The organism is Caulobacter sp. FV1ye6ST, from assembly GCF_058681225.1.
On record NZ_CM178733.1, the window covers coordinates 1914504 to 1937154 of the forward strand.

Annotated in this window: 27 protein-coding genes; 15 read left to right on the top strand and 12 right to left on the bottom strand. The window is 67.7% G+C overall.

The window, feature by feature from the left end; all coding sequences use genetic code 11:
- Positions 1–3: 3 nt before the first annotated feature.
- Positions 4–1284 (top strand): type II restriction enzyme NmeDI-related protein, encoded by a 1281-nt coding sequence (locus tag ACW175_RS09610; RefSeq protein WP_492104306.1) that lies wholly within the window; start codon positions 4–6, stop codon positions 1282–1284.
- On the opposite strand, the gene ACW175_RS09615 is transcribed toward ACW175_RS09610, so the two are convergent.
- From ACW175_RS09615 to ACW175_RS09630, 4 genes are all read right to left on the bottom strand, one after another.
- Entirely contained in the window at positions 1281–1859 is a 579-nt protein-coding gene (locus tag ACW175_RS09615) for an RNA polymerase sigma factor (RefSeq protein WP_099578356.1), read from the bottom strand. The two genes, ACW175_RS09610 and ACW175_RS09615, sit on opposite strands and share 4 nt — an antisense overlap.
- Entirely contained in the window at positions 1856–2296 is a 441-nt protein-coding gene (locus ACW175_RS09620; protein WP_012286346.1) for a Spy/CpxP family protein refolding chaperone, read from the bottom strand. The genes ACW175_RS09615 and ACW175_RS09620 overlap by 4 nt, the downstream gene beginning before the upstream one ends.
- Positions 2293–2586, bottom strand: a complete 294-nt coding sequence (locus ACW175_RS09625; RefSeq protein ID WP_012286347.1) for a hypothetical protein — start codon at positions 2584–2586, stop codon at positions 2293–2295. The genes ACW175_RS09620 and ACW175_RS09625 overlap by 4 nt, the downstream gene beginning before the upstream one ends.
- A 130-nt stretch (positions 2587–2716) precedes the next feature.
- A complete protein-coding gene (locus ACW175_RS09630) occupies positions 2717–3109 on the bottom strand; it encodes a DUF305 domain-containing protein (RefSeq protein WP_012286348.1) in 393 nt (130 codons plus the stop codon).
- Between the two features lie 323 nt (positions 3110–3432).
- Here ACW175_RS09630 and ACW175_RS09635 point away from each other — a divergent pair, with 323 nt between their 5' ends.
- Genes ACW175_RS09635 through ACW175_RS09645 form a run of 3 tightly spaced genes read left to right on the top strand, consistent with a single transcriptional unit; the run spans position 3433 to position 6778 of the window.
- The gene (locus ACW175_RS09635) at positions 3433–5922 is read left to right on the top strand and encodes a heavy metal translocating P-type ATPase (RefSeq protein WP_099578352.1); all 2490 of its coding nucleotides are present in this window, start codon (positions 3433–3435) and stop codon (positions 5920–5922) included.
- Positions 5919–6350, top strand: coding sequence for a Cu(I)-responsive transcriptional regulator (gene cueR / locus ACW175_RS09640; protein ID WP_099578350.1), 432 nt, complete (start codon positions 5919–5921; stop codon positions 6348–6350). The genes ACW175_RS09635 and cueR overlap by 4 nt, the downstream gene beginning before the upstream one ends.
- The gene (locus tag ACW175_RS09645) at positions 6347–6778 is read left to right on the top strand and encodes a hypothetical protein (RefSeq protein WP_143324384.1); all 432 of its coding nucleotides are present in this window, start codon (positions 6347–6349) and stop codon (positions 6776–6778) included. The genes cueR and ACW175_RS09645 overlap by 4 nt, the downstream gene beginning before the upstream one ends.
- Before the next feature lie 26 nt (positions 6779–6804).
- On the opposite strand, the gene ACW175_RS09650 is transcribed toward ACW175_RS09645, so the two are convergent.
- Positions 6805–7164 (bottom strand): copper-binding protein, encoded by a 360-nt coding sequence (locus tag ACW175_RS09650; RefSeq protein WP_099578346.1) that lies wholly within the window; start codon positions 7162–7164, stop codon positions 6805–6807.
- A 169-nt stretch (positions 7165–7333) separates the two neighbouring features.
- Between ACW175_RS09650 and ACW175_RS09655 the strand changes: the two genes are divergently transcribed.
- Positions 7334–7531 (top strand): heavy-metal-associated domain-containing protein, encoded by a 198-nt coding sequence (locus ACW175_RS09655; protein WP_099578344.1) that lies wholly within the window; start codon positions 7334–7336, stop codon positions 7529–7531.
- Positions 7532–7585: 54 nt separating this feature from the next.
- On the opposite strand, the gene ACW175_RS09660 is transcribed toward ACW175_RS09655, so the two are convergent.
- A complete protein-coding gene (locus ACW175_RS09660; protein ID WP_099578342.1) occupies positions 7586–8005 on the bottom strand; it encodes a MerR family transcriptional regulator in 420 nt (139 codons plus the stop codon).
- Between the two features lie 147 nt (positions 8006–8152).
- On the opposite strand from ACW175_RS09660, the gene ACW175_RS09665 reads away from it, so the two are divergent.
- Together ACW175_RS09665 and ACW175_RS09670 are read left to right on the top strand one after the other, a co-directional pair.
- Positions 8153–8500: an MFS transporter permease gene (locus ACW175_RS09665; RefSeq protein ID WP_099582283.1), complete on the top strand. Its 348-nt coding sequence runs from the start codon at positions 8153–8155 to the stop codon at positions 8498–8500.
- Positions 8497–8721: a GDCCVxC domain-containing (seleno)protein gene (locus ACW175_RS09670; RefSeq protein ID WP_099578340.1), complete on the top strand. Its 225-nt coding sequence runs from the start codon at positions 8497–8499 to the stop codon at positions 8719–8721. The genes ACW175_RS09665 and ACW175_RS09670 overlap by 4 nt, the downstream gene beginning before the upstream one ends.
- Positions 8722–8725: 4 nt before the next feature.
- On the opposite strand, the gene ACW175_RS09675 is transcribed toward ACW175_RS09670, so the two are convergent.
- The 6 genes from ACW175_RS09675 to ACW175_RS09700 form a co-directional block, all read right to left on the bottom strand.
- Entirely contained in the window at positions 8726–11875 is a 3150-nt protein-coding gene (locus ACW175_RS09675) for an efflux RND transporter permease subunit (protein ID WP_492104307.1), read from the bottom strand.
- A complete protein-coding gene (locus tag ACW175_RS09680) occupies positions 11872–13413 on the bottom strand; it encodes an efflux RND transporter periplasmic adaptor subunit (RefSeq protein WP_099578336.1) in 1542 nt (513 codons plus the stop codon). Before ACW175_RS09680 ends, ACW175_RS09675 begins: the two co-directional genes overlap by 4 nt.
- Positions 13410–14633, bottom strand: coding sequence for a TolC family protein (locus ACW175_RS09685; RefSeq protein WP_099578334.1), 1224 nt, complete (start codon positions 14631–14633; stop codon positions 13410–13412). Before ACW175_RS09685 ends, ACW175_RS09680 begins: the two co-directional genes overlap by 4 nt.
- Positions 14634–14781: 148 nt before the next feature.
- A complete protein-coding gene (locus ACW175_RS09690) occupies positions 14782–15027 on the bottom strand; it encodes a hypothetical protein (RefSeq protein WP_099578332.1) in 246 nt (81 codons plus the stop codon).
- 123 nt (positions 15028–15150) lie between these two features.
- Positions 15151–15522: a hypothetical protein gene (locus tag ACW175_RS09695; RefSeq protein ID WP_012286360.1), complete on the bottom strand. Its 372-nt coding sequence runs from the start codon at positions 15520–15522 to the stop codon at positions 15151–15153.
- A gap of 34 nt (positions 15523–15556) precedes the next feature.
- Complete coding sequence (locus ACW175_RS09700; protein WP_099578330.1) at positions 15557–16660, bottom strand: acyltransferase family protein; 1104 nt, start codon at positions 16658–16660, stop codon at positions 15557–15559.
- A gap of 469 nt (positions 16661–17129) precedes the next feature.
- Between ACW175_RS09700 and ACW175_RS09705 the strand changes: the two genes are divergently transcribed.
- The 8 genes from ACW175_RS09705 to ACW175_RS09740 all read left to right on the top strand — a co-directional run bounded on the left by ACW175_RS09705 (position 17130) and on the right by ACW175_RS09740 (position 22644).
- A complete protein-coding gene (locus ACW175_RS09705) occupies positions 17130–17480 on the top strand; it encodes a hypothetical protein (RefSeq protein ID WP_199170589.1) in 351 nt (116 codons plus the stop codon).
- Positions 17481–17618: 138 nt separating this feature from the next.
- Positions 17619–18080 carry a heavy metal-responsive transcriptional regulator gene (locus ACW175_RS09710; protein ID WP_099578328.1) on the top strand — a complete coding sequence of 154 codons (462 nt, stop codon included), beginning with the start codon at positions 17619–17621 and terminating at the stop codon, positions 18078–18080.
- Positions 18070–18318, top strand: coding sequence for a hypothetical protein (locus ACW175_RS09715; RefSeq protein WP_233206672.1), 249 nt, complete (start codon positions 18070–18072; stop codon positions 18316–18318). Before ACW175_RS09710 ends, ACW175_RS09715 begins: the two co-directional genes overlap by 11 nt.
- 62 nt (positions 18319–18380) lie before the next feature.
- Positions 18381–18716, top strand: a complete 336-nt coding sequence (locus tag ACW175_RS09720; RefSeq protein WP_012286365.1) for a hypothetical protein — start codon at positions 18381–18383, stop codon at positions 18714–18716.
- Positions 18717–18739: 23 nt separating this feature from the next.
- On the top strand, positions 18740–20749 hold the full coding sequence (locus ACW175_RS09725; RefSeq protein ID WP_492104308.1) for a 2Fe-2S iron-sulfur cluster-binding protein: 2010 nt from the start codon (positions 18740–18742) through the stop codon (positions 20747–20749).
- Positions 20749–21477 (top strand): hypothetical protein, encoded by a 729-nt coding sequence (locus ACW175_RS09730; protein WP_099578324.1) that lies wholly within the window; start codon positions 20749–20751, stop codon positions 21475–21477. Before ACW175_RS09725 ends, ACW175_RS09730 begins: the two co-directional genes overlap by 1 nt.
- A complete protein-coding gene (locus ACW175_RS09735; protein WP_012286368.1) occupies positions 21474–22190 on the top strand; it encodes a cytochrome c3 family protein in 717 nt (238 codons plus the stop codon). Before ACW175_RS09730 ends, ACW175_RS09735 begins: the two co-directional genes overlap by 4 nt.
- On the top strand, positions 22177–22644 hold the full coding sequence (locus tag ACW175_RS09740; protein ID WP_012286369.1) for a DUF1622 domain-containing protein: 468 nt from the start codon (positions 22177–22179) through the stop codon (positions 22642–22644). Before ACW175_RS09735 ends, ACW175_RS09740 begins: the two co-directional genes overlap by 14 nt.
- Positions 22645–22651: the final 7 nt, after the last annotated feature.

The following is a 22651-nucleotide window of genomic DNA, read 5'->3' on the forward strand; positions in this document are numbered from 1 at the left end:
GGATTGTCCGACGACTTGATGCGCGATCTTCTGCGGCGCTGGCGCGACGATCCGCGCGGCGCCTATCGCACCTGGTTTCTCTGGGAAGACCGGATCAAGAACTTCCGTTCTATCCGGCGCGGCGTGCAACAGGTCGCCGAGGAGATAGCCGAGGGACGGTTCGGCGTGGCCTATCGCGGCTCCTCGCTCGAGACCGTCGTCCACTCGATCGCCGAGCAGCGCCAGGTCTTCAAGGGCGCCGACCACGCTTTCCTGTGGAAGCCCAAGCTGCGCATTCCCGACATCTACGAGCATCCCGGCAACCAGCGGGCCTTCGGGCGCCTGCTGGACGCTTGCGTCTGCTGCGACACCGCCGAGCATGTCCTGGCCGAAATCCATCGGATCGACGCCCTGCAGATCAAGGGGCTCGGACCCGCCGTCGCCAACATCCTCTACTTCCTGCACCCGACGATCGCCCCGCCGTTCAACACCGCGATCGTCCGCGGCTACAACGCCCTGTTCGGGGCGAATGTGAAGCTCGGGCGCTGGGAGCAGTACCTGGCCATGCGCCAAGGCTTGATCGCTTTCAACAGCAAGCATCGAGATCTGCTCTCCAACGATCTGGGCGCGGCCGCCGCCTTCTGCTTCGATATCGGCATGGGTCTCTATGCGCCGCCGCCACGTCAGGACGACGTCGCCGCCCTGGCGTCTTGGCGCGAGGATCTGGCCAAGGTTCGGGAAGCCGCGGCCCTTAAGCCCGGGGTCGAACAGGACGAGCGCACCCATACCCAGGTCCAGGGCTGGCTGCGCGATCTGGGCTTGGCCCTGGGCTACAAGGTGTTCATCGCCCAGAACGATCAAGGGCGTCTGCACGAGGGCGGCAAGCTGGGCGAGGGGTGTCTGACGCGGCTGGGTGGCCGGCTGGAAGCGGCGCCCGGCGCGGACGCCGTGCGGCTGATCGATGTGTTGTGGCTGTCGGGCCCGGACACGATCATCGCGGCCTTCGAAGTCGAGCACAGCACCTCCATCTATTCGGGCATCGTGCGGATGCTCGATCTGGCGCTCGGCGGCGCGGCCGGCAGCCTGCATGCGCTCTACCTGGTCGCCCCCGACAAACGGGAAGTCGATGTTCGCGCCCAGATCGCCCGGCCGGCCTTCAGCCGGATCGGGGATCTGTCGGTTCGCTACCTGCCCTATGGCGAACTGGACAAGCATCGCGAGGCCATTGGGCGGTTCGGAACGGGTATCCAGGCGCTGGAATCGGTGTCCCATCGGCTTACCCCTGGCGAGGGGGTGTCGCGCTAGCGATCGCGAAAGGCTTCCGGATCCAACGACGCCGCCAGGGCTTTGCGCGCCCGATAGACGCGGGTCTCGACGGACTTGGGCGAGACGCCCAGGATCGCGGCGGCTTCATGATGTGACAGGCCTTCGAAGGCGGTCAGCACGAGCGGCGCCTTCAGGGCGTCGGGAAGTTTCGCCACCGCCTGGTTGAGAAGACCCATCGACTGGTGTTGGCGCAGCTGGTCGTCGGCCAGCGCACCGGGATCGACGGCTTGGGCCAGGGCGTCATCGGGCGCGACAGACCCGAAAAAGAAGCGCCGCACGGCCATTTTCCGCCCGCGGTCTCGCGCCTTGTTGATGGCGATGGTGCGCAGCCAGGAGCCGAAAGAGCGCGAGGGGTCATATCGGCCCAAAGCCGCCCAGGCCGCGATGAACGCTTCGTGGGCTGCTTCATAGGCCTCATCGGCATCGCCCGTATAACGCCGCAGCAGGCGGTAGAGACTTTCCTTGTGTCGGCCGACCAGCTGCGCGAACGCGCGCTCGTCACCCCTCGCGGCCTGCGCCGCGAGCGCTTCGTCGGTGGGCGTCGCCGCGATCACTGCGCCTGTTCGGTCAGGTTCTTGACGACGGTGTCGTCGAAACGGGCGGCTTGTTGCGGGGTCAGCACGGCGCGCATGGCGATAACGTGCTGGATGCTTTCCTTCTGCAGGGCGCCCATTGCCATGTGGAAGCGGTCGATGGCCGCCTGGACCTTGGGCGTATAGCTGTGCTGCTCCTGAATGGCCTGGGCGAGCTCGGCGTTGGCGGCGCGCATTTCGGCCTCAAGGACCTTGCGGCGCGCCGCGTAGTCACGCTCCAGCCCGTCGATCCGCCGTTCCTGATCCGGCGTGAGGTTGAGCTTCTCATGCACCAACTGATGCAGGGGCGTGGCGTGGTGCATCCGGCGCACGACATACTGTCCGCCGCCCCAGGCGCCGATCGCCGCCGCCAGGGTCGAAAGCACTAATGTCAGAATGATGCTGCGGGTAACGCTCACTGATCACCCTCGAGCAGGGTGGACGGCGCCAGATGAGCCGAGACCGAAAAGGTGCTGAACTGCTGTGGCGCGGAGACGGTGCTGGCCGCGGCCAAGCCGCCGGCGGTGACGCCCATCGCCAGCGCCAGACCGACCGATGCGACCCGGATCGGCGCCAGGGCGGCCCCTGTCTTGAGGTCGGCGCGTCGACGGGCAATGCCGCGCGCCACGTCCCATTCCAGGCCGTCCAGCGATCTGTCCAGCGGCTGAGCCGCCAGCTGATCGACCAAGTCATCCAAGTTCAGAGTCATGCTCGGTCCTTCGCCCCCGGAGGTGTCCCGCTGACTATACGCAGCAGAACCCCTTTATCCCGCAAGTCTGGAACGCGCGCGAAAATGACGCGCGGCGCAAGGTGCGCCGGCGCCAGTTTCTACAGGCAGCCTATCCGCCGTGCTTGCGGACGAAAGCCTCCAATTCGGCCTTGGCCTTGGTGTTTTCGTCGATGGTCATCTGCGCCATGCGCTTAGCCTCGGTGTCGCCGCCGTGCTTGAGCAGCGATTGGCTCATGTCGATCGCGCCTTGGTGATGAGCGATCATCTTCTTGGCCCACAGCACGTCGAAGTCGGCGGCCTTGGCCGCCATCATCGCTTTGCTCATCCGCATCTCGTCCATCTTCAAGGCGTCGCGGCCCATCTGAGCGTGACCCTTCATGCTGGTCTTGGACATATCCATGCCCTTCATGTCGTGCCCGGCCATGGACTGAGCCGAGGCGCCGACGGCGCCGACGGCGCCGAGCAGGCCCGCCACGCATAACGTAGTCAAAATCTTGCGCATTTGTTCGTCTTCCAGAGTGCTGCTGATCCGGTCGCGCCAAGAGCGGCGCTGGTCGCCCGACTAGAACAGCAATCGAAGGTATTCGTTGCCGAATACGAGCGCACATACATCCATCGAACATTCCCATCATTGTAGGTATGGATTGGATGATTTGGATCGGCTGTCGTGTGTGTGGTGAGTGTTTTTCGACTTGCAGAGAAACCTTCCGATGAGGGGAAGCCCTGGGCCGGCGCGTACACCTCTCGGGCGCCGCCAAACACCGCCTTGACCTTCCCATGATGGGAGGGATCACAAAGCTGGGCATCGAGAACAGGAGACAGTCGATGCCCGACCAAAACCTCAACATCCTGGACCTGCCCGTGGTCGGAATGACCTGCGCGTCCTGCGTGCGGCGGGTCGAAATGGCGGTTGCCGCCGTGCCGGGCGTGACGTCCGCCAGCGTCAATCTCGCGGCCAAGCGCGTTCACGTTGAAGGCGGCGATCCCATCGCGATCGGCGCCGCGATCCGCCAGGCCGGCTATGATCTCGTCGATCAGACGATCGATCTGCGCATTGTCGGCATGACCTGCGCATCTTGCGTCTCTCGCGTCGAAAAGGCGTTGCTGAAGGCGCCTGGGGTTGAGCGGGCGGTGGTCAACCTGGCCACAGAACGGGCTAGCGTCAGCGGCGCGCGCGGCGCTCTGGACCCCGATGCGCTGATCAAGGTAGTTGCCGAGGCGGGATACACGGCGAGCCTGGCGCCAGACGCCAGCGGCGACGCCGGCGACGACGAAGCCAAGGCCCGCGAGGCGGAGATCGCTGGCCTCAAGCGCGCGGTTCTGATCGCCGCCCTGGCCACCGCGCCGCTCTTCGTCGTCGAGATGGCCCGCCATTTCGTCCCAGGCGCCCACCATCTGCTGGCGGCGACGCTAGGCGAGCAAGCCTGGCGGCTGATCAGCCTGGTTCTGGCCAGCATCGTGCTGTTCGGGCCTGGACTGCGCTTCTATCGCAAGGGCGTCCCAAACCTGCTGCGCCTGACGCCCGACATGAACAGCCTGGTCGTGCTCGGCGCGAGCGCGGCCTTCGGCTATTCGCTGGTCGGGACCCTGGCGCCGGGCCTGCTGCCGGCCGGGACGGACGGCGTCTACTACGAGGCCGCCGCGGTCATCGTCACCCTGATCTTGATGGGTCGATGGTTCGAAGCCCGGGCCAAGGGCGCGACGAGCCAGGCGATCAAGCGGCTGATGACCCTGCAAGCCAAGACCGCGCGGGTCGAACGCGATGGCCAGGCCGTCGAGGTCGCCATCGGCGAGGTCGTGCCCGGCGATCTGGTGCTGGTCCGTCCTGGTGAACGCCTCCCGGTCGATGGCGTCGTTATCGACGGTGTGTCGTTTGTCGATGAGGCGATGATCACAGGGGAGCCGATCCCCGTCGAGAAGTCCGTCGGGGCCTTGGTGGTCGGCGGCACGGTCAACACCACCGGCGCCTTGCGGTTCAAGGCGACCAAGGTCGGCGGCGACACCCTGCTCGCCCAGATCGTGCGCATGGTCCAGGCCGTGCAGGGGTCCAAGCTCCCAATCCAGGCCTTGGTCGACAAGATCACCGCTTGGTTCGTGCCCGCCGTCATCGCCGTGGCCGTCGCGACCTTCCTGGCCTGGCTGGTGTTCGGCCCGTCGCCCGCCCTGGGCTTGGCGCTCGTTCACGCGGTGGCGGTGCTGATCATCGCCTGTCCATGCGCCATGGGTCTGGCCACGCCGACCTCGATCATGGTCGGGACCGGCAGAGCCGCCGAGCTGGGCGTTCTGTTCCGCCGTGGCGAAGCCCTGCAGGCGCTGCAGGACGCCAAGGTCGTAGCGCTCGACAAGACCGGCACCCTGACCAAAGGCCGGCCCGAACTGACCGATTTGATCCTCGCGGAAGGGTTTGGCCGGGGCGAGGTCCTGGGCCTGGCGGCCGCGGTCGAGGCGCGTTCCGAGCACCCGATCGCCCAGGCCATCGTCTCCGCGGCCAAGGCCGAAGGCGCGACGCTCGGCGCGTTGAGCGATTTTGCCTCGACGCCAGGGTTTGGAGCGCAAGGGATCGTGGCCGGCCACCGCGTCGAGATCGGCGCCGATCGCTACATGCTGCGCCTGGCGCTGGACGTCGGGCCCTTCGCCAGGGACGCCGCCCGCCTAGGGGACGCCGGCAAGAGCCCGCTCTATGTGGCGCTCGACGGACGACTGGCGGCCATTCTCGCGGTGTCCGATCCCATTCGCGAAACCGCGCCGGCCGCCATAGCCGCCCTGCACGCCCAGGGCCTGAAGGTGGCGATGATCACCGGCGATAATCGCCGCACCGCCGAGGCGGTCGCCAAAATCCTCGGTATCGACGAGGTCGTGGCCGAGGTGCTGCCCCAGGGCAAGACCGAGGCGATCGCGGCGCTGCGCGCCCGCCATGGCGCGACGGCGTTCGTCGGCGACGGCGTCAATGACGCGCCGGCCCTGGCCAGCGCCGATGTCGGCCTGGCCATGGGGCAGGGGACAGACATCGCCATCGAGAGCGCCGACGTCGTGCTGATGGGCGGGGATCTGCGCGGCGTGGTCAACGCCTTGGCGCTGAGCCGGGCGACCTTGCGCAACATCCGCCAGAACCTGGTCTGGGCCTTCGGCTACAACGTCGTCCTGATCCCGGTGGCGGCGGGCGCGCTCGCGACGACCTTTGGTCTGTCGCTTTCGCCGATGGTGGCGGCCGGCGCGATGGCGCTGTCCAGCGTCAGCGTCCTGTCCAACGCTTTGCGCCTGCGCGCCTTCACCTCGCCTCTGCCCGCCGCCAAGCCAAGGAGCACGCACGCATGAACATCGGACAGGCGGCCAAGGCGTCCGGGGTCTCGGCCAAGATGATCCGCTACTATGAGCAGATCAAACTGATCACGCCCGCCGGCCGCACCGACAGCAACTATCGCAGCTTCAGCGAGCGTGAGGTCAATGAGCTGAGGTTCATTCGCCGCGCCCGTTCGCTGGGATTTTCGGTCGAGGAGATCACTCACCTGTTGTCGCTCTGGCGCGACCGTGTCCGGCCCAGCCGCGAGGTTAAGGCGATCGCCGATGGGCATGTCCAGGCACTAGAGGCCAAGATCGTGGAGATGCAGGCCATGGCCGACACGCTACGCGACCTGTCTCGCGATTGCGCGGGCGATGATCGGCCCGACTGTCCGATCCTGGCCGACCTCGGTTCGGGCGCGCCGCCACGGCGCGAGCCAGCTCCGTCCCGGGGCTTTCGGTGAAGCGGCCTCTGGCTTGGCTGTCGGGTGTCTGCCTGATGGCGGGGCCGCTGGCTGGCAACGCCGCCGACTACAGGTTCGAGGCCGTTTCGCCAAACCTGACCCGCGGCGTGGCGACGACCATTATGGTGAAAGTCACTCCCGTCGAACCCGCCCGCATTATGCCGCGATTGTCGGCGCGCGACGCCACGGTCAGCTTGACCTCGGGGCGTGGAACAGCGGTGTTTCCCGCCTTTTTCGAGCCTTCGCTCGACTATGACCAGCTTCGGTTCCGCGCCGACCTGCCCATGACCGGCGACTGGGTGCTGGCCTTCACCCTTCAGCCCGTCGGTGAACCGACCAAGGCCGCGAGCGTCAACCTCAAGGTCGCCGATCCGCCGCGCGCCGCGGGGCCGTCGCCGGCCACCGGACCTGTTCGCCCGCCGCGTTGATGCGCCGGGCGAACCGTCCTGAAGTGCTACTTGGCCGACATCGCCACGACTTCGGCCGCAGCGCCCATCGGCTTGAGCTTGAAATTGACGGCCTGACCGACCTTGAACGACTTGAGAACGTTCGGAGCGGCCTTGAACTTCATGGTCATGGCCGGCCACTTCAGCGCCGGGATCGGTTGGTGCTGCAAAGTCACCGTGCCGCCCTTGGCGTCGATCGCCTTGATCACGCCCTGGCCGTCGGCCGTCTTGGCCGGGGCGGGCGCGGCGTCGTGCTTCATGCCCGCCATATCGCCCATCTTCATATCGCCCATCTTCATGTCGGATTGAGCAAGGGCGGGGCCGGTGAGGGCCAGGAACAGGGCGCCGGCGGCGAGGAAGGTCTTCATCGATTTTGTCTCCTGTCGGTGCGGATCGACCGGAGAGGGCCGTCCTGCGCCAGAGAGATACGCGCCGGCCCAGGCCGATCCCTCAGCAGGATTTCGGCGAGGCGCCTCTTGACCTTGCCATGATGGGAAGCCCCATCTGTTGCAGCGAAGTCGAACAAGGACGAACAAGATGCTTCGCTACACCATCGAGAACATGACCTGCGGCCATTGCGTCGCCACCGTCACCAAGGCCGTGTGCGGCGTGGACGCCCATGCCAAGGTTCGGGCCGATATCGCAGGGCGACGACTGGAAATTGCCACGGCCGCGGCTTCGGACCGCATATCGGCAGCGATCGCCGCCGCCGGCTATCGTGTGACTCCGGCTTGACCGCTTGGCCACCCCGACCTTTGGCGCGGACGACCAAGTCCGCCGGGGCGGCCGTCACGCCTGCAAGGCGACAGGCTTCGCATAAAGCGTCTGGATCAGCGGGCAGCCGGACTCGCGCCCGGCGTCGCAGGCTTGCACCGAGGAAGTCAGAACCGCTTCCATCCGTCTCAGATCCGCGATCCGCGAACGCACGTCATTCAGGTGCGCCGCCGCAAGGTCTCGCACATCGGTGCATGCGCCCTGCGGCCCAGCCGAGAGGTCCAGCAGCACGCGCACCGTCTCCAAGGTAAAGCCCAACTGCCGCGCGCGACGCACGAAACCCAGACGCGCCACGTCACCATCGCCGTAGCTTCGGTAGCGGCCCTTGCGTGGCGGCGTCAGCATCAGGCCGATGCGCTCATAATAGCGGATCGTCTCGATGTTGCAGCCGGTGAGGCGAGATAGCTGGCCGATCTGTATCGTCTGGGGGGACATCGGAGGGCCTTGCGATTGGGGCTTGAGTCTGTAGCCGCTACAGATGGCATCCTGGTGGCGCACGCGCCAGGAGACGACGATATGACGACCAAAAGCGGTTCTCGCCCCGAGACCGGCGACAGGACCCGCCGCGTAGCGGAGAACACCTTGAGCGGCGCGGCGGTTCTCGCCGCGTTCGGGGCCGTTTTCGCATGGTCCGCGTGCTGCGTTCTGCCTTTGTCCCTGGCGTTGGCGGGTTTGGGGCTGGGCGGTTTGAGCTGGGCCGCCGGCCAGCGCGTCTGGCTCACGCTCGCGGCGCTTGGCGTGATCGCCGCCGGCTGGATCGTGACTTGGCGGCGGAGCCGGCCGCGTCGAGGCGACTGCACGGACCGCGCGCCGTCGCGGCTGGCGATCGGCCTGCTCAGCGCGGCGACGCTTCTTGTTCTCCTCGCCTTGGCCTGGCGCCCGATCATCGAGCCTTGGGCTTTGACCCTTATCCGAAGCGCTCGCGCATGACCCGCAAACCGATCACGCTTGGATCCACGCTGACCTGCCCGCATTGCGGCCATCGCGAGACCGAAACCATGCCGACGGACGCTTGCCAGTATTTCTACGACTGCAAGGGTTGCGGTGTGGTGCTCAAGCCAAAGCGGGGCGATTGCTGCGTCTACTGCTCTTACGGCGACGTCGCCTGCCCGCCGATCCAGGCCGGGGATGGCGGGCCATGCTGCGGTTAGCCGGCTATCCATGAGCAATGGTGGGGCCGCGAGGCCGACTAAGACGCCGACGTTCGATGAGCAGATAGGCGGCCGGAACCACGAACATCGACAGCAGCGGCGCGCTGAGCATGCCGCCGATCATCGGCGCGGCGATCCGGCTCATCACCTCCGAGCCGGCGCCGTGGCCGATCAGGATCGGGATCAGCCCCGCCAGGATCACCGCCACGGTCATGGCCTTGGGCCTGACCCGCAGCAAGGCGCCCTCGCGGATCGCTTGGCTGAGGTCGGCGTCGCTCAGAACACCCTGGCGCTCGGCCAAGGCCTGCTTGAGATAGATCAGCATCACCACCCCGAACTCGGCCGAGACGCCCGCCAGGGCGATGAACCCGACCCCGGTGGCCACCGACTGGTTGAAGCCCAATAGGTAGAGCGCCCAGAAGCCGCCGGTCAGGGCGAAGGGCAGGGCGCCCATGATCAGGGCCGCCTCGTCGAAGCGGCGGAAGGTCAGGTAGAGCAGCACGAAGATGATCAGCAGCGTCGCCGGCACGACGATCTTCAGCCGCTCGACCGCCCGCTGCAGATATTCGAACTGACCCGAATAGCTGATGGTCACGCCGGTGACCGGCTTGATGTCCTTGGCCACTGCCCGCTGCAGATCGGCGACGACCGAAGACAGGTCGCGCCCGCGCACATCGACATAGACGAAGGTGGTCGGCCGCCCGTTCTCGCTCTTGAGCATCGGCGGGCCCTCGCTGATCGCCACCTGGGCCACCGTGCCCAGGGTGATCTGCTGCAGGGACGGGGTGAGGATCGGCAGCGCCCTCAAGGCCTCCAGATCGCCGCGCACCTCGCGCGGATAGCGCACGCTGATCGGATAGCGGGCCAGGCCCTCGACGGTCTCGCCCACCGTCTGGCCGCCGATCGCGCCCGAGACGATAGCCTGGACGTCGGCGATGTTGAGGCCGTAGCGGCCGGCGGCGGCCCGATCGATGCGGACATCGACATAGCGCCCGCCGGTCAATCGCTCGGCCAGGGCCGAACTGACCCCTGGCACGGTCTTGGCGACTTGGGCGATCTGCTGGGCGACCCGATCGAGGTCATCAAGGTTCGCGCCCGACACCTTGACCCCGATCGGGCTCTTGATCCCGGTGGCCAGCATGTCGATGCGGTTGCGGATCGGCGGCACCCAGACGTTGGAGAGTCCCGGCACCGCCACCGTGCGGTCCAATTCCTCGACCAGCTTTTCCGGGGTCATGCCGGGGCGCCACTGGTCGCGCGGCTTGAAGCGGATGGTGGTCTCGAACATCTCCAGCGGGGCCGGATCGGTCGCCGACTCCGCGCGGCCGGCCTTGCCGAACACGCTGTCGACCTCGGGCACGGTCTTGATCAGCCGATCGGTCTGCTGCAGCAGCGCGCTGGCCTTGGCGGCCGACAGCCCGGGCAAGGCCGAGGGCATGTAGAGCAGGTCGCCCTCGTCGAGGGTCGGCATGAACTCGCCGCCCAGCCGCGACAGCGGGACCAGGGTGGTGGCGAAGACCAGGGCGGCGATGACCAGCGTGGTGCGCGGACGCCCAAGCACCCAGTCCAGGGCCGGGGCGTAGAGCGCGCTCAGCGCCCGATTGATCGGGTTGGCGGTCTCGGCCGGGATCCTGCCGCGGATCAGATAGCCCATCAGCACTGGGATCAGGGTGATCGACAGCAGGGCCGCGGCCGCCATGGCATAGGTCTTGGTGAAGGCCAGCGGCGCGAACAGCCGCCCCTCCTGGCCCTGCAGGGTGAAGACCGGGATGAACGAGAAGGTGATGATCAGCAGGCTCAGGAACAGGGCCGGGCCGACCTCGACGGCGGCGGCGGCGATCTCGTCCCAGCGCTCGCGATCGCCGATCGTTTGGTCGGGATGGTCGTGCGCCCAACGTTCGAGATGCTTGTGGGCGTTCTCGATCATCACCACGGCCGCGTCCACCATGGCCCCGACGGCGATGGCGATGCCGCCCAGCGACATGATGTTGGCGTTGACGCCCTGGGCCCGCATGACGATGAAGGCGGCCAGCACGCCCAGGGGCAGGGCGATGATCGCCACCAGGGCCGAGCGCAGATGCCAAAGGAAGAGCGCGCAGACCAGGGCGACGACGATGAACTCCTCGAAGAGTTTGGATTTCAGGTTGTCGATGGCGCGGTCGATCAGGCCCGATCGGTCGTAGGTGGTGACGATCTCAACGCCTGGCGGCAGGCTGGCCTTGAGCGTCTTCAGCTTGTCCTGCACGGCCTTGAGCGTGGCGCGCGCGTCCTCGCCCGAACGCAGAACGACCACGCCGCCGGCAACCTCGCCCTGACCATTGAGTTCGGCGACCCCTCGGCGCATCTCCGGTCCGATCTGGATCGTGGCGACCTGACCCAGGGCGATCGGCACGCCGCCGGCCGCGGTCTTGACCGGTACGGCGGCGAAGTCGTCCAGGCTGCTCAGATAGCCGCTGGCCCGAACCATGTATTCGGCCTCGGCCATCTCGACGACGGAGCCGCCGGCTTCCTGGTTGGCCCGGTTCAGCGCGTCGACCACGGCCTGGTGGGTGACCCCGTAGGCCGCCAGCTTCTGCGGGTCGAGCACCACCTGGTACTGACGCACCATGCCGCCGATACTGGCCACCTCGGCCACGCCCGGCAGGGTCTTGAGCTCATAGCGCACGAACCAGTCCTGCAAGGATCGCAGTTGGCTGAGGTCATGGCGGCCGGTTCGGTCGACCAGGGCGTATTCGAAGATCCATCCCACACCCGTGGCGTCGGGACCCAGGGCAGGGCGGGCCCCGGCCGGGAGCCGGCTCTGGACTTGGCTCAGCGATTCCAGGACCCGCGAGCGGGCCCAATAGGGATCGGTCCCGTCGGCGAACAGCACATAGACGAAGCTGTCGCCGAAGAAGGAATAGCCGCGCACGGTCTTGGCGCCCGGCACCGACAGCATGGTGGTGGCCAGCGGATAGGTGATCTGGTCCTCGACCAGGCGCGGCGCCTGGCCCTGGGCTGGCGTGCGGATCACCACCTGGACGTCGGAGAGATCAGGCAGGGCGTCGAGCGGCGTTTCGCGCAGCGCCACCAGCCCGCCGGCCAGCAGGACCAGGGCCCCGAGCAGCACGAAGAAGCGGTTGCCCAGCGACCAGCGAATGACGGCGGCGATCATCGGCTGGCCTCCACGCGGCGAAGGCTGCGCACGGCGGGCCCGTCAGGACGTTGTTCGAAGCCAAACGCCGCTTGGTCGCCCGCCTTCAATCCCCGAGCCAGGCTTGGCGGATCGAGCTTGAAGGTCATGGTCATCGCCGGCCAGCCGATCGCCGGCACCGGTCCATGGCTCAGGGTGATGGTATCGGCGGTGATCTCCTCGATGCGTCCCTCCGCTTGCAACAGCGCCTTGGCGGCGGCCGGCGCCGGCTTCATCGCCGGCGCGGCGGACTTCGTGGCCGGACCCGCCGGCATTGAGTTCACCGGTTCATCCGCCGACAGCGGCCTGGGTTCCAAGCCGGCGAGGCTGGCTTCCGAGTCGAGCAGGAACTGGCCGGAGGCCACGACCTGATCGCCAGCCTTCAGGCCGCCGAGGATTTCGGTGCGACCGCCGGCCTGTCGACCGACACGGACCTCGGCGGCCTGGTAGCGGCCGCCGCCCTGGGCCAGCATCACCAAGTCCCGACGGCCGGTGCGGATCACCGCCTCGCTGGGGACGGTCAGGACCGGCGCCGCATCACTCCCGAGACTGGCCGTGGCGAACATGCCCGGCCGCAGCCGGCCGTCGCGATTGGCCAGTTCGACCCGTACCTGCAGGGTGCGGCTGTCGACTTGGGCGGAAGGCAGGATGGCGCTGACCCGGCCGTTGAAGGTCTCGCCAGGAAAGGCGGCCAACTGGGCGGAAACCGCCTGGCCGATCTTGATCAGTCCGGCCTGGGCCTCGGGGGCCGACAGGATCAGCCAAACGCTCGACAGGCCGCTGATCTGCGCCAGGGTCTGGCCCGAGGTCAGGCTCATGCCGGCCCGGACGTCCAAGGTCTGAATCACCCCGCCGATCGGCGCGCGCACCGTGGAGATCGGCTGGACCCTGCCGCCGCGCTCGACCGCGGCGATCAAGGGCTCGCTCATCCCGGCCAAGACCAGGCGTGAGCGCGCCGCAGCCGTCAGGCGCGGATCGCCGACGCGGCGCACGGCCAGATATTCGGTCTGCGCGCCGGCCCAGTCGGGATTGAGCAGGTCTGCGATCGGCGCGCCGGCCGCGACGATGTCGCCGGGGGCGTGGCCATAGACACGCTGGACGAAGCCGGCGGTTCGGGTCTGGACGATGGCCAGGTCACGCTGATTGAAGTCGATCGACCCCGGGACGGTCAAGCCAGAGGCGAGCGGCGTCATCTCGGCGCGGGCCAAACGCAGGCCCAGGGTCTGGGCGCCGCGCGGATCGACGGCCACGCCAGGCGACGCCGCGCTCGCGGCTTCGTCCGCGTAGCGGGGGACCAGCTGCATGTCCATGAACGGCGACTTGCCCGGCTTGTCGAAGCGTTGGGCCGGCACCATCGGATCATACCAGTAGAGAACCTTGCGGCCGGGCGCATCGCCCGCCGCCGGGACGGGCGCCTTGCGCCACTGGCCCAGGCCATAGCCCCCGGCCGCAGCCAGAAGGGCGATGGCGGCGGCGCCCGCGATCAGGGATCGGGGCGAAAGGGTCGTGGCGCGGCTCATGACGCGGTTCCATAGGTCAGGTTGATCTTGGCGCTGTCGCGCGTGACGAGGGCTTGGCGGTCGAGGATCGAAAGCTTGGTCTCGGCCAGATCGAGCAGAGCGCCGAGCACGTCGGTCAGGCTGGCGCGGCCGGCGCCGTAGCTGGCGGTCTCCAGGTCGGCGCGCTGCTGGGCCAGCGGCGCCAAGGTCTCTTGGGCCCTCGCCAACTGCTCATGGTGCATCTGGTGGTCTGCGAGGTCGCTCTCCAGCGCGGCGAGAAGTTGGCGCGCGCCCGCCGCCTTCTGGCTCTCCGCGCCGCGAACCCGCGCGCTCTGGGCGGCGATTAGCGGTTCGCGCCGGGATTGGCCAAACAGCGGTAGGCCGAAGGTCACTCCTAGCGACACCATGTCGCCGTAGGCGCCGTCGCGCTTCTGATAGGCGATGTCCCAACTGGTGTCGGGATGGGCCTCGGCGCGGGCCTGGGCCAGCTGGGCTCCGGCCATTTGGCGCGCCGCATCCAGCGCCATGAGGCTGGGATGGTCGGGGAGGCCGGCGCGCAGCGTCTCGGGGTCGATGGGAAAATCGGGCGCCGGTCCGATGGGTTGTGGCCCTGGCTCTCCGGTCCAGCGGGTCAGTTCGGCGGCGGCGCGGGCGCGGTCGGCCAGCAGTTCGCTGCGCCGATCGGCCAGCAGGGCCAGCTTCTGTTGCGCTTCCAGGGTCTGGCCCGGGCGAGCGTCGCCAGCCGTCAAGGCAGCCGGCGCGGTGTCGCGCAGCGGCGTGATCGCTTTCTCGACCGCGGCGAGCGCGGCCAGCTTCTGGTCGGTGTAGTAGAGATCGATCCAGGCCAGGGCGACGGCCAGCCGCGTCTCGCGCGCCACCAGCGCCTGGCGGGCGCCGGCGGTCGAGACCTCGGCCGAAGCGGCTCGACGCGCGGCCTCGCGCTTGGCGGCGCTGGGCCGATCCTGCATCAAGCCGACGCTGACCATGGTCATGCTGTCGCCGCCGAACGTCCCGGCCGGCGGTCCGGAGATCGGGGCATTGTCCAGACCCAGCCGTAACCTGGGATCGGGCAACTTGCCGGCCGCCCGTCCCTGGGCCTTGGCGGCCTCCAGATCGGCGGCGGTTCCATCCAGAGCCGGTGACTGCAGGGCCAGCCGCTGAGCGGCTTCGAAGGTCAGAGGGCCAGCCTGGGCCGCGCTGGCCAGGCTAAGGCTGCCCGCCAGAAGCAGTATGAAGCGCATTGAACAGAAGATCCTGTCGCGTAGCGCGCGGCGTCGGCCGCCGCGCGAGAAGGGGAGAGGCGCTCCGGCGGAGCGGTTGCAGCCAGTCCGCCGGAGCCGACCGAGCGGGCGACGGGAGGGGATTGCCCGCCGCCCGGTTCAGCCGATCCTAGCGGGTCGGGCCCGTGGCTTCAGGCTTGGCCGGGGAAGCCGGGCCGGCCATCATCGACATCATCCCGCAGTTGGCCGGCATGTCGCAGATGCGCAGGGCGGTCCGGAAAACGTCCTTGGGATTGGACGGCGGGGACTGGGCCTGCAGGTGGCTGCAAGGCGCGGGCTTGGCGGCCAGGGCGGCCGAGGCGGCGAAGGTCAGGCCGGCGGCCAAGGCGGCCAGCATCGTGGTGCGAAGAGTCATGGAATCGTTCCTTGAAAATCGTGATCTGAAGCGCCCGCGAGCGGGCAAGCGACCGCGCGCTTGGCCGGGTGTGGGATGCACGACGGCGGGCGCGGAAGCGTCAGACCGGCGCTTGGCCGGTCGCTAGATCAGCGATCTTGGAGGAGGATCTTCCGGGATGGGATCGTGGGTCTGGCCGCTGGTGTTGGACCAACTGACCTCGACGCGGTAGACGATCGGCGAATGGCTGATCGCCGCGTCGCCGGGCACCCCGACCGCCAGCGCGCAACTGGTGGCGCAGGCCTTGGCGCAGTCCTTGGCCGACATCGCCTTGCCGTGGTCGCAACAGGGGTCTGGCTGGGCGGTGTCGGGGGCGGTTTCAGCGGCGGGCATCGTCATGCTCATCGCGCTCATGTCCATGCCGGCCATGTCGCAATCAGCCTGCGCGGCGTTGACCGCCAGCGGGCTGAACGCGACGGCCATGGCGGCCAGGAAAGCGAGCGCATGTCTCAGCATGGCTTCACCCTAGTCTGTTTACGCGACCCCGTCATCAGGCGTTGGCCGGGGCGGGGCTCGCCGCCCTGGCGCGGCCGAAGGGCGGACCATGGCGGCGCATCAGCGTGCGCATCGGCCGCTCGACGGCGTGATGCAAGACCATGGCCACGGGGATGACCCCAACATAGAGCGCCAGCCACAAGCCTATGGGCATATGGGAGGGCTCCAGCCCGATGACCTTGCCCAGGCCTTGGGTGAAGACCGACTCCCAAGGAATGCAGACCATGTAGACGGCGAAGCTGACCTCGCCGAGATAGACCAGGGCCGGTTGGGCCAGGAATGACGAGCCTGAGGTGGAGATCGCCGCCAGACCCAGGATCAGCGCGCCAAACAGCGCCACGGCGACAAAGTCCGGGGCCTGCAAGAGCGCCGCGGCCACGACGCCGGACAGCGCCATGAGAGTCAGGCCGAGGCCCGAGGGTTTGCCGGTGACCAGATCAGCGCGCCAGGCCAGCCAGATCGCGCAGCCGAGCGCGAAACACGGCACGATCCGCAGGGCTCCCCAGAGCAAGGTAGCCTTGGTCAGGGGAAAGCCGGCGACGGCCGGGAAGCCGATATTGAGCGCCACCACCAAGCCCAAAGCCAGGACCAGGGCCAGTCTTGGCCGGCTGATCAGCCGCCAGGCCAAGAACGCGAAGACCGGGAAGCTCAGATAGGCGAACCATTCGGCGGAGATCGACCAGGACGGATGGTTCCAGCCGCCCAGCGGCGACAGGCCCCAAGCCTGGGTCAGGGTCAGTTGGGCTGGCAGGGATGGCCAGATCAGCAGCTTGTCGCCCGCCGAAACGCCCATCATGGCGGCCGTCGCGATCAGCAGCATCAAGCCCAACAGAACCGCCAGATGAACCGGATAGATCCGCGCCAGGCGAGCCCAGAGGAACTCGCGGTAGTCGAACCGACCCTGGCCAAAATTTTCCAGGTAGACGTGGCAAAGGATGAAGCCAGAGAGCACGAAGAACAGCTCAACGCCCAGATAGCCCTTGGCGATTACGGCGGGCATGGCCAGGCCGAGGTTGGGCCAAAAATGATAGGCCACGACCCACATGGCGGCGAAGAACCGCAGGCTGGTGAGGGATTTGAGGTTCAGCGGCATGGTCATCGGGCCTGGTGTCGCGGCGCTGGGCCGACGGTCATGGCCAAGCCTAGCGCCGAACTACCTAACAGCTTGAGAATCGCCTTTGGTTTCAAGACCTTGCCCATTATGGGAAGGTTCGCGCCGCAGCCCCGCCCAACCGGCCGACGCGCACCTGGCTGGGCGGGGCTACGCGCGCTGGCGCGTACTGCAGCTGGGTGGGTGAGGCCGCGGACCATCGAGCTCCTGCCCCGCAGTCGTGGCCCGTTGCCGACGCGCTCCCTTTGGCGACGACCATTGGCGACGACGAAACCACCGGCGAAAGCAGCTTGAAAGATCGGTGAGGCTCGCCGGCGCCATTTGAAGAGATCCTCGAAAAATACGCGATGTGACATCTACGTATTCAGACCCGGGACCCGGGACCTTAGTCCTGGTGGGGAAGGAAACCTCATTCCCCTCGGTCTCTCCGAGCGGCTCAACTTCAAAGGAGACAATCGTGAAAAAGTCGATCGTAGCGGCTCTGGCTGGCGTCGCGATGCTGGCCGCCACCCCCGTCCTGGCCCAGGGCATCGGCCACACCTTCTTCATGCGGGGCTCGATCGTCCAGGCCGACAGCACCGGCACGGTCATCTGCATCGGCAAGGCCGATGGGGCTGAAGTTGGCCAAAGCCTGGAGGTCTATCGGGTCAAGACCCTTCCGGGCCCAGCAAAGGGTCCCCCGTCGTATCGCCGTGATCTCGTCGGCCACGTGACGATCGACCATATCTTCGACGAACACTTCGCCCATGTGCGCGTCGCCGACGGCGCCGCCGCCAAGCACGACATCGTCGAACTCGTTCGCAACTGATCCATCGGGGGGCGGCGTCCGCCCCCCCTTCCGCCGAGCAGGACATCGACCGGGGCCTTAGCTCAGAAACCTTGAGCAAACCCCGCATGCCTCGCTTGACCTTGGACCACGGTCCAACCTGCAGAAGGGGCGGATGCCATGGGAAAGTTTAAAATCGGCGAACTGGCTACGGCCGCGGGTGTCAGCCGCGACACCATTCGCTACTACGAACGGACGGGTTTGCTGCTTTCGCCGGGTCGGTCGGGCGCGGGCTATCGGCTCTACGGCGACGACGATCTTCTCCGGCTCAGATTCATCCGTTCGGGACAGGGGTTGGGCTTCACGCTCGCCGAAACCAGCGAGCTTCTCACCCTACAGACGTCTGACACCGCCAGAGCTACGGCTGTGCTCGCGATCACGTGCGACAAGATCCGCCAGGCGGAGACGCGCGTGGATGAGCTCAACCTTATCCGAACGATTCTAGAGGGGCTGGCTGCGGCGTGTCCGGGCGAGGCCCCAACCCGCGACTGCCCGATCCTGGCCTTCATTTCGGCGAGGCCCCGCGCCCGCGCCGCGGCGAAGCCAGAAACGACGAGGGGGGAGAAGAACCGTGAAACCTGACAGCGAAGGAATGACCATGAAGACTTATGCAGTTGCTGCAGCCCTTGCAGCCGCCACGCTTCTCAGCGCTTGCGCCACCACGGCGCCGACCGAGAGCCAGATCGCCAGCTGTCGTCAGATGGAGAGCGATATGGGGGTCGCCGACCGACACGATCACTCGGAGATGAAGGGACAGGGGCGCAACCCCATGAACCTCTCGCACGATCGCTGCCGGCAGATCCTGCGGCAGTCGAAATGATCGGCGCCGGGTGATCAGCGCTCTGGTCACCCGGACCACACGTTCGCAAAAGGAAGACCTTGATGACAATCAACGGCAACTGCCGATCGCTGCTGATCAGCGGCGTGGCGGTCATGGCGGGACTCGCACTCGCCGGCTGCAACCGCGACAGCTCAACCTCGACCGCCAACACACCGGCGGCCGCTACCGCGAGCACGACGAACCCCGTCGGATCGACGCCGCCGCCTTCGCCCGCTGATGCGTCGGCCCAGCCCGCCGATGGGACCGGCAACGAGGTCGCCGACATGGAACATCATCACAAACAGGCGATGGATCATGCCGACATGCGCGCGGGCGCCGCCAAGCCCGACGCGCCGCCGCCCGCCGACAGCCCGCCCGCGCCGATGAAGCACATGTGAGCCTTGGGGGGCGGGGGCCATCGATGCGCTTACCGACAACCCTTTCAGGTCTGCTCGCGGTCGCGCTTTTGGTCGTCGTCGCCGCCGCCGCGGCGCCGGCGCCGGCGCAGGACGCTGACGAGCACGCCGCCCATCATCCCGTGGCCGCCGACCCAGCCGCGCCTGGCGCGATGGCGCCCGCGTCCGCCTCCGCCATGCCGACACCCGCCATGCCAACCACCGCCATGCCGGGGGCGGGCGCGCCCCAGGACGCCGCCATGGCGGGGATGGGGGGGATGATGGAGAAGATGGACCAGATGGCGGGCTGTTGCGGCCCCGGCCAGAACAACGGTCCGTTCTTCTCGCGCCTGCTGGGCCTACCAGGCCTCGATTCTGAGGCCCGCCAAGCGCTGGCGCGAGACACGGAGGCGCGGGTCCACAACGGCCTTGTCCTCGCGGGCGAGGGCGCCGCCGAAGGCATGCACGCCTCCAATTCGACCGCCCGTGCGGCGGCGGCGCGGAAGCTTCGAGAGGGCGCCGATCTCTACGCCAGCAGCGCGGCCGCGAAGAGCGCTCTGGAAGGCGAGACCTCGGGACCGAACGTTGCGACCAATTGGTTCCGGACGCAGCTTTCGGTCGGCACGGTCCTGTCGGGCGAGCACGCCGCCCATCCGTTCGGGATTTCGCCGGCGCATCTGCTGCTGATGTTATTTCTGACGCTCGTCAGCGCCAGCCTCATCGCCCTGCAACTGTTTCGCCTGCAACGCATCCGCAAGATCGTCGCCGGGGCGCCGGCTGCGCCAGGCGCCACGGCGGTCTCGGCCGCGGCTGGAAACGACCGAAAAGCCGCCGCGCCGGCTCCGGCCGCGACCGTCGCGCCAGGCGGGGCGAAGGCTGTGGCCCCAAGCAGCGCCTTGGACCCGTCCGGCGCGACGCCGCGCAAGCCAAGAAGCTGGACCGGCGCGTTGCGAGTCGCGCAGATCCTGCGCGAAACGCCGACCATCTTGACCTTCCGGCTCGCCGACCCGGCCGCCGACCGGCTGCCGTTCGACTTTCTTCCCGGGCAGTTTCTCCAGGTCGAGGTGGAGCCCGAGCCTGGCAAGACCGCGCGCCGGTCGTACACCATCGCCTCATCCCCGACCCAGCGCGCCCATGTCGAACTCTCCGTGAAGCGCGAAGAGCAGGGCGCTGTCTCGCGCTTTCTCCACGATCACGTGAAGGTCGGAGAGTTAGTCAAAATCTCTGGCCCCTTTGGCGCCTTCACCTTCACGGGGACCGACGCTGACAGCGTCGTGCTCATCGCCGGCGGCGTCGGGATCACGCCGATGATGTCGGTCCTGCGCTATCTCACTGACACCGCCTGGCCAGGCGAGATCTTCTTCCTCTACGGCGCACGGTCGACCGAAGAATTTGCCTTCCGCGAGGACATCGAGCGCCTCGAACGCCGCCACGAGAACCTGCACGTCTTCGCCGCCATGCACCGGGCGCCCGGCACCGTGTGGCATGGGGCCGAAGGGCCGATCACCAAGGAGATGCTCACCAGCGTGGTCCCGGACCTCGCGCGCCGCCGCATTCACCTTTGCGGTCCGCCGGCCATGATGGCGGCCATGAAGGCCCAACTCGCCGAGCTTGGCGTCCCCGAGGCGCAGCTCCATACCGAGGCGTTCGGGCCGGCGTCCCTGCCGATCGATCCGCTCGAGCCGCCGGCCCAAGCCGCGACCGTCGCCCCGGCCGTGGGCAAGCCCGGCCCGACGCCAACGCCGCCGCCCGCAGGGGGGGCGGAAACCTTAGCCGCCACCATCACCTTTTCGGTTTCCGGGGTCTCGGCGCCGCTGCCCGCCACCCAGACGGTGCTCGAAGCCGCCGAAGGCGCGGGAGTCGAGATTCCTTACTCCTGCCGTGTCGGCGAATGCGGCGTCTGCGTCACCAAGCTCATCGACGGCGAGGTCACCATGGCCGTTGAGTCCGGCCTCGCGCCGGAGGACAAGGTCCAGGGCTACATCCTCGCCTGCCAGGCTAAGACGACCGGCAAGCCGCTCGTGGTCGAAGCCTGATGCGCGAGCGTGGCGACATCCTCGTGGCGCTGCTCGCGGGCTTCATCCTCGTCTTCCCGCTGGGGTTCATGATCCACGTCTCGTCGCGGTTTCCGGGCAGCTTCGCCGGCGGCATGCTTGGCGTTCTCGCCGTGCTGATGATGTTGCTGACGCTCCCCTATGTGGCGGCCAAGCACATCGGCGCTGTCGACCGGTTCCTGTCGAGATTTGTGGCCAAGCCGACCCTCTTGGCGGTCCACGTCTACGCCGGCGTGCTCGCGCCGCTGCTCGCCCTGCTTCACGCGGCGCACAAGCTCGACAGTCCCCTCGGGGTGATGCTGACCGGCCTCCTGCTGCTCACCGTCCTGAGCGGGTTCGTTGGCCGATTTCTCCTGGCCGAGCTGGCGCGGGCGCTGCGCGGGCGCAAGACCGAGCTGGCCTCGCTCAAGGCGGCCTATCTGAACCTGCCGCCGCCGCCCACGGGCGTGGAGCCGCCGCCGCGCCAACTCGGTCGGCTGGCCCGCTTGTTGTTCAGGCCGGGTGACCCGCCCGCGGCGCCGGCGCCCGCCGACAAGGCGACGCTGGCCGCCGCGCTGTCGGACAGCGAATACGCCGTTCGGGCGGAAGCCGCGACCAGTTCGCTGTTCGCCAAGTGGCGCCTGCTGCATATCGTGGCCGGGGTCATTCTCTATGGGCTGATCCTGCTCCACGTCGGGGCGGCCCTCTATTACGGGCTGCGTTGGCTATGAAGCGATCGACGCTGTTCTATGGCCTGTTCATCGCGGCGCTGCTGGTCGTTGTGGTCGGCTTGCCGGCGGTCATGCGGACGAATACGCCGGCCAACAGCGGCATGATCGAAGGTCTTGTTTCACCAGGGCCGCTCTCCGCAGCCCACCAGACCTTCGCCGGTCAATGCACGACCTGCCACACGCCGCTGAAGGGCGTGGAGACGAAAACCTGCCTGAGCTGCCATGCCGGGCAGGATTTCGGCGGCAAGCAGTCGACCCAGTTCCACGCGACCGTCGCCGAGTGCACATCGTGCCACGTCGAGCACGACGGCGGCCGTAGTCTCGCCCGCATGAACCATCCGGCGTTGTTGGATCCGAAGGTCTGGAAGCATCCGATGGGGATTCCGGCGGTGGCCAGGAATGCCGGGACCGCCGGCCTGGACTGCGCCAGCTGCCATTCGATCCGGGACCCGCACCAGGGATTGTTCGGAGAGACCTGCGCCAGTTGCCACAGCGTGACCAGTTGGCGCGTCGAGGGGTATCGGCATCCCTCGGTCAACTCGACCCAATGCTCCGAATGCCACAAGCCGCCGCCCAGTCACCAGATGATGCATTTTAGCATGGTGTCGCAACGGGTCGCCGGGGAGAAGGCGCGCGTCGATCAATGCTCCGCCTGTCACACGACCGACAGCTTCAACAACATCCGCAAGCGAGGCTGGTATGATCACCACTGATTTTACCGGCGACATCCTCAGCGCCTTCTTCAAGCTGGCCGTGGTCGTCCTCGAACTGGCCGGCGCCCTGACGATCTTGGCCGGGGCCGCCCTGGCCACCTTCCTGTTCCTCAAGCGCGCCTGGCGCGCCGACCATTCCGAGGCCTACAGCCCGTTCCGCTCGGCCCTGGGCCGCAGCATCCTGCTCGGTCTCGAATTCCTGGTCGCGGGCGACATCGTCAAATCGCTGGTCATCAACCCCACCCTCGATGACCTGATCGTGCTGGCCGGACTCGTTCTGGTGCGCACCTTCCTCAGCATCTCGCTCGGGGTCGAGATCAACGGCCATTGGCCCTGGCAGGACACGCGCATGGCCCGGGAGGCCGTCGCGGCTTCGTCCCAAGCACCGGGGGCGACCAGGGGGCGCAGGCCTGGAGCATCGTCGACGCCGCCCGCCGCCGCCTCGTCAACCTGATCGGAGA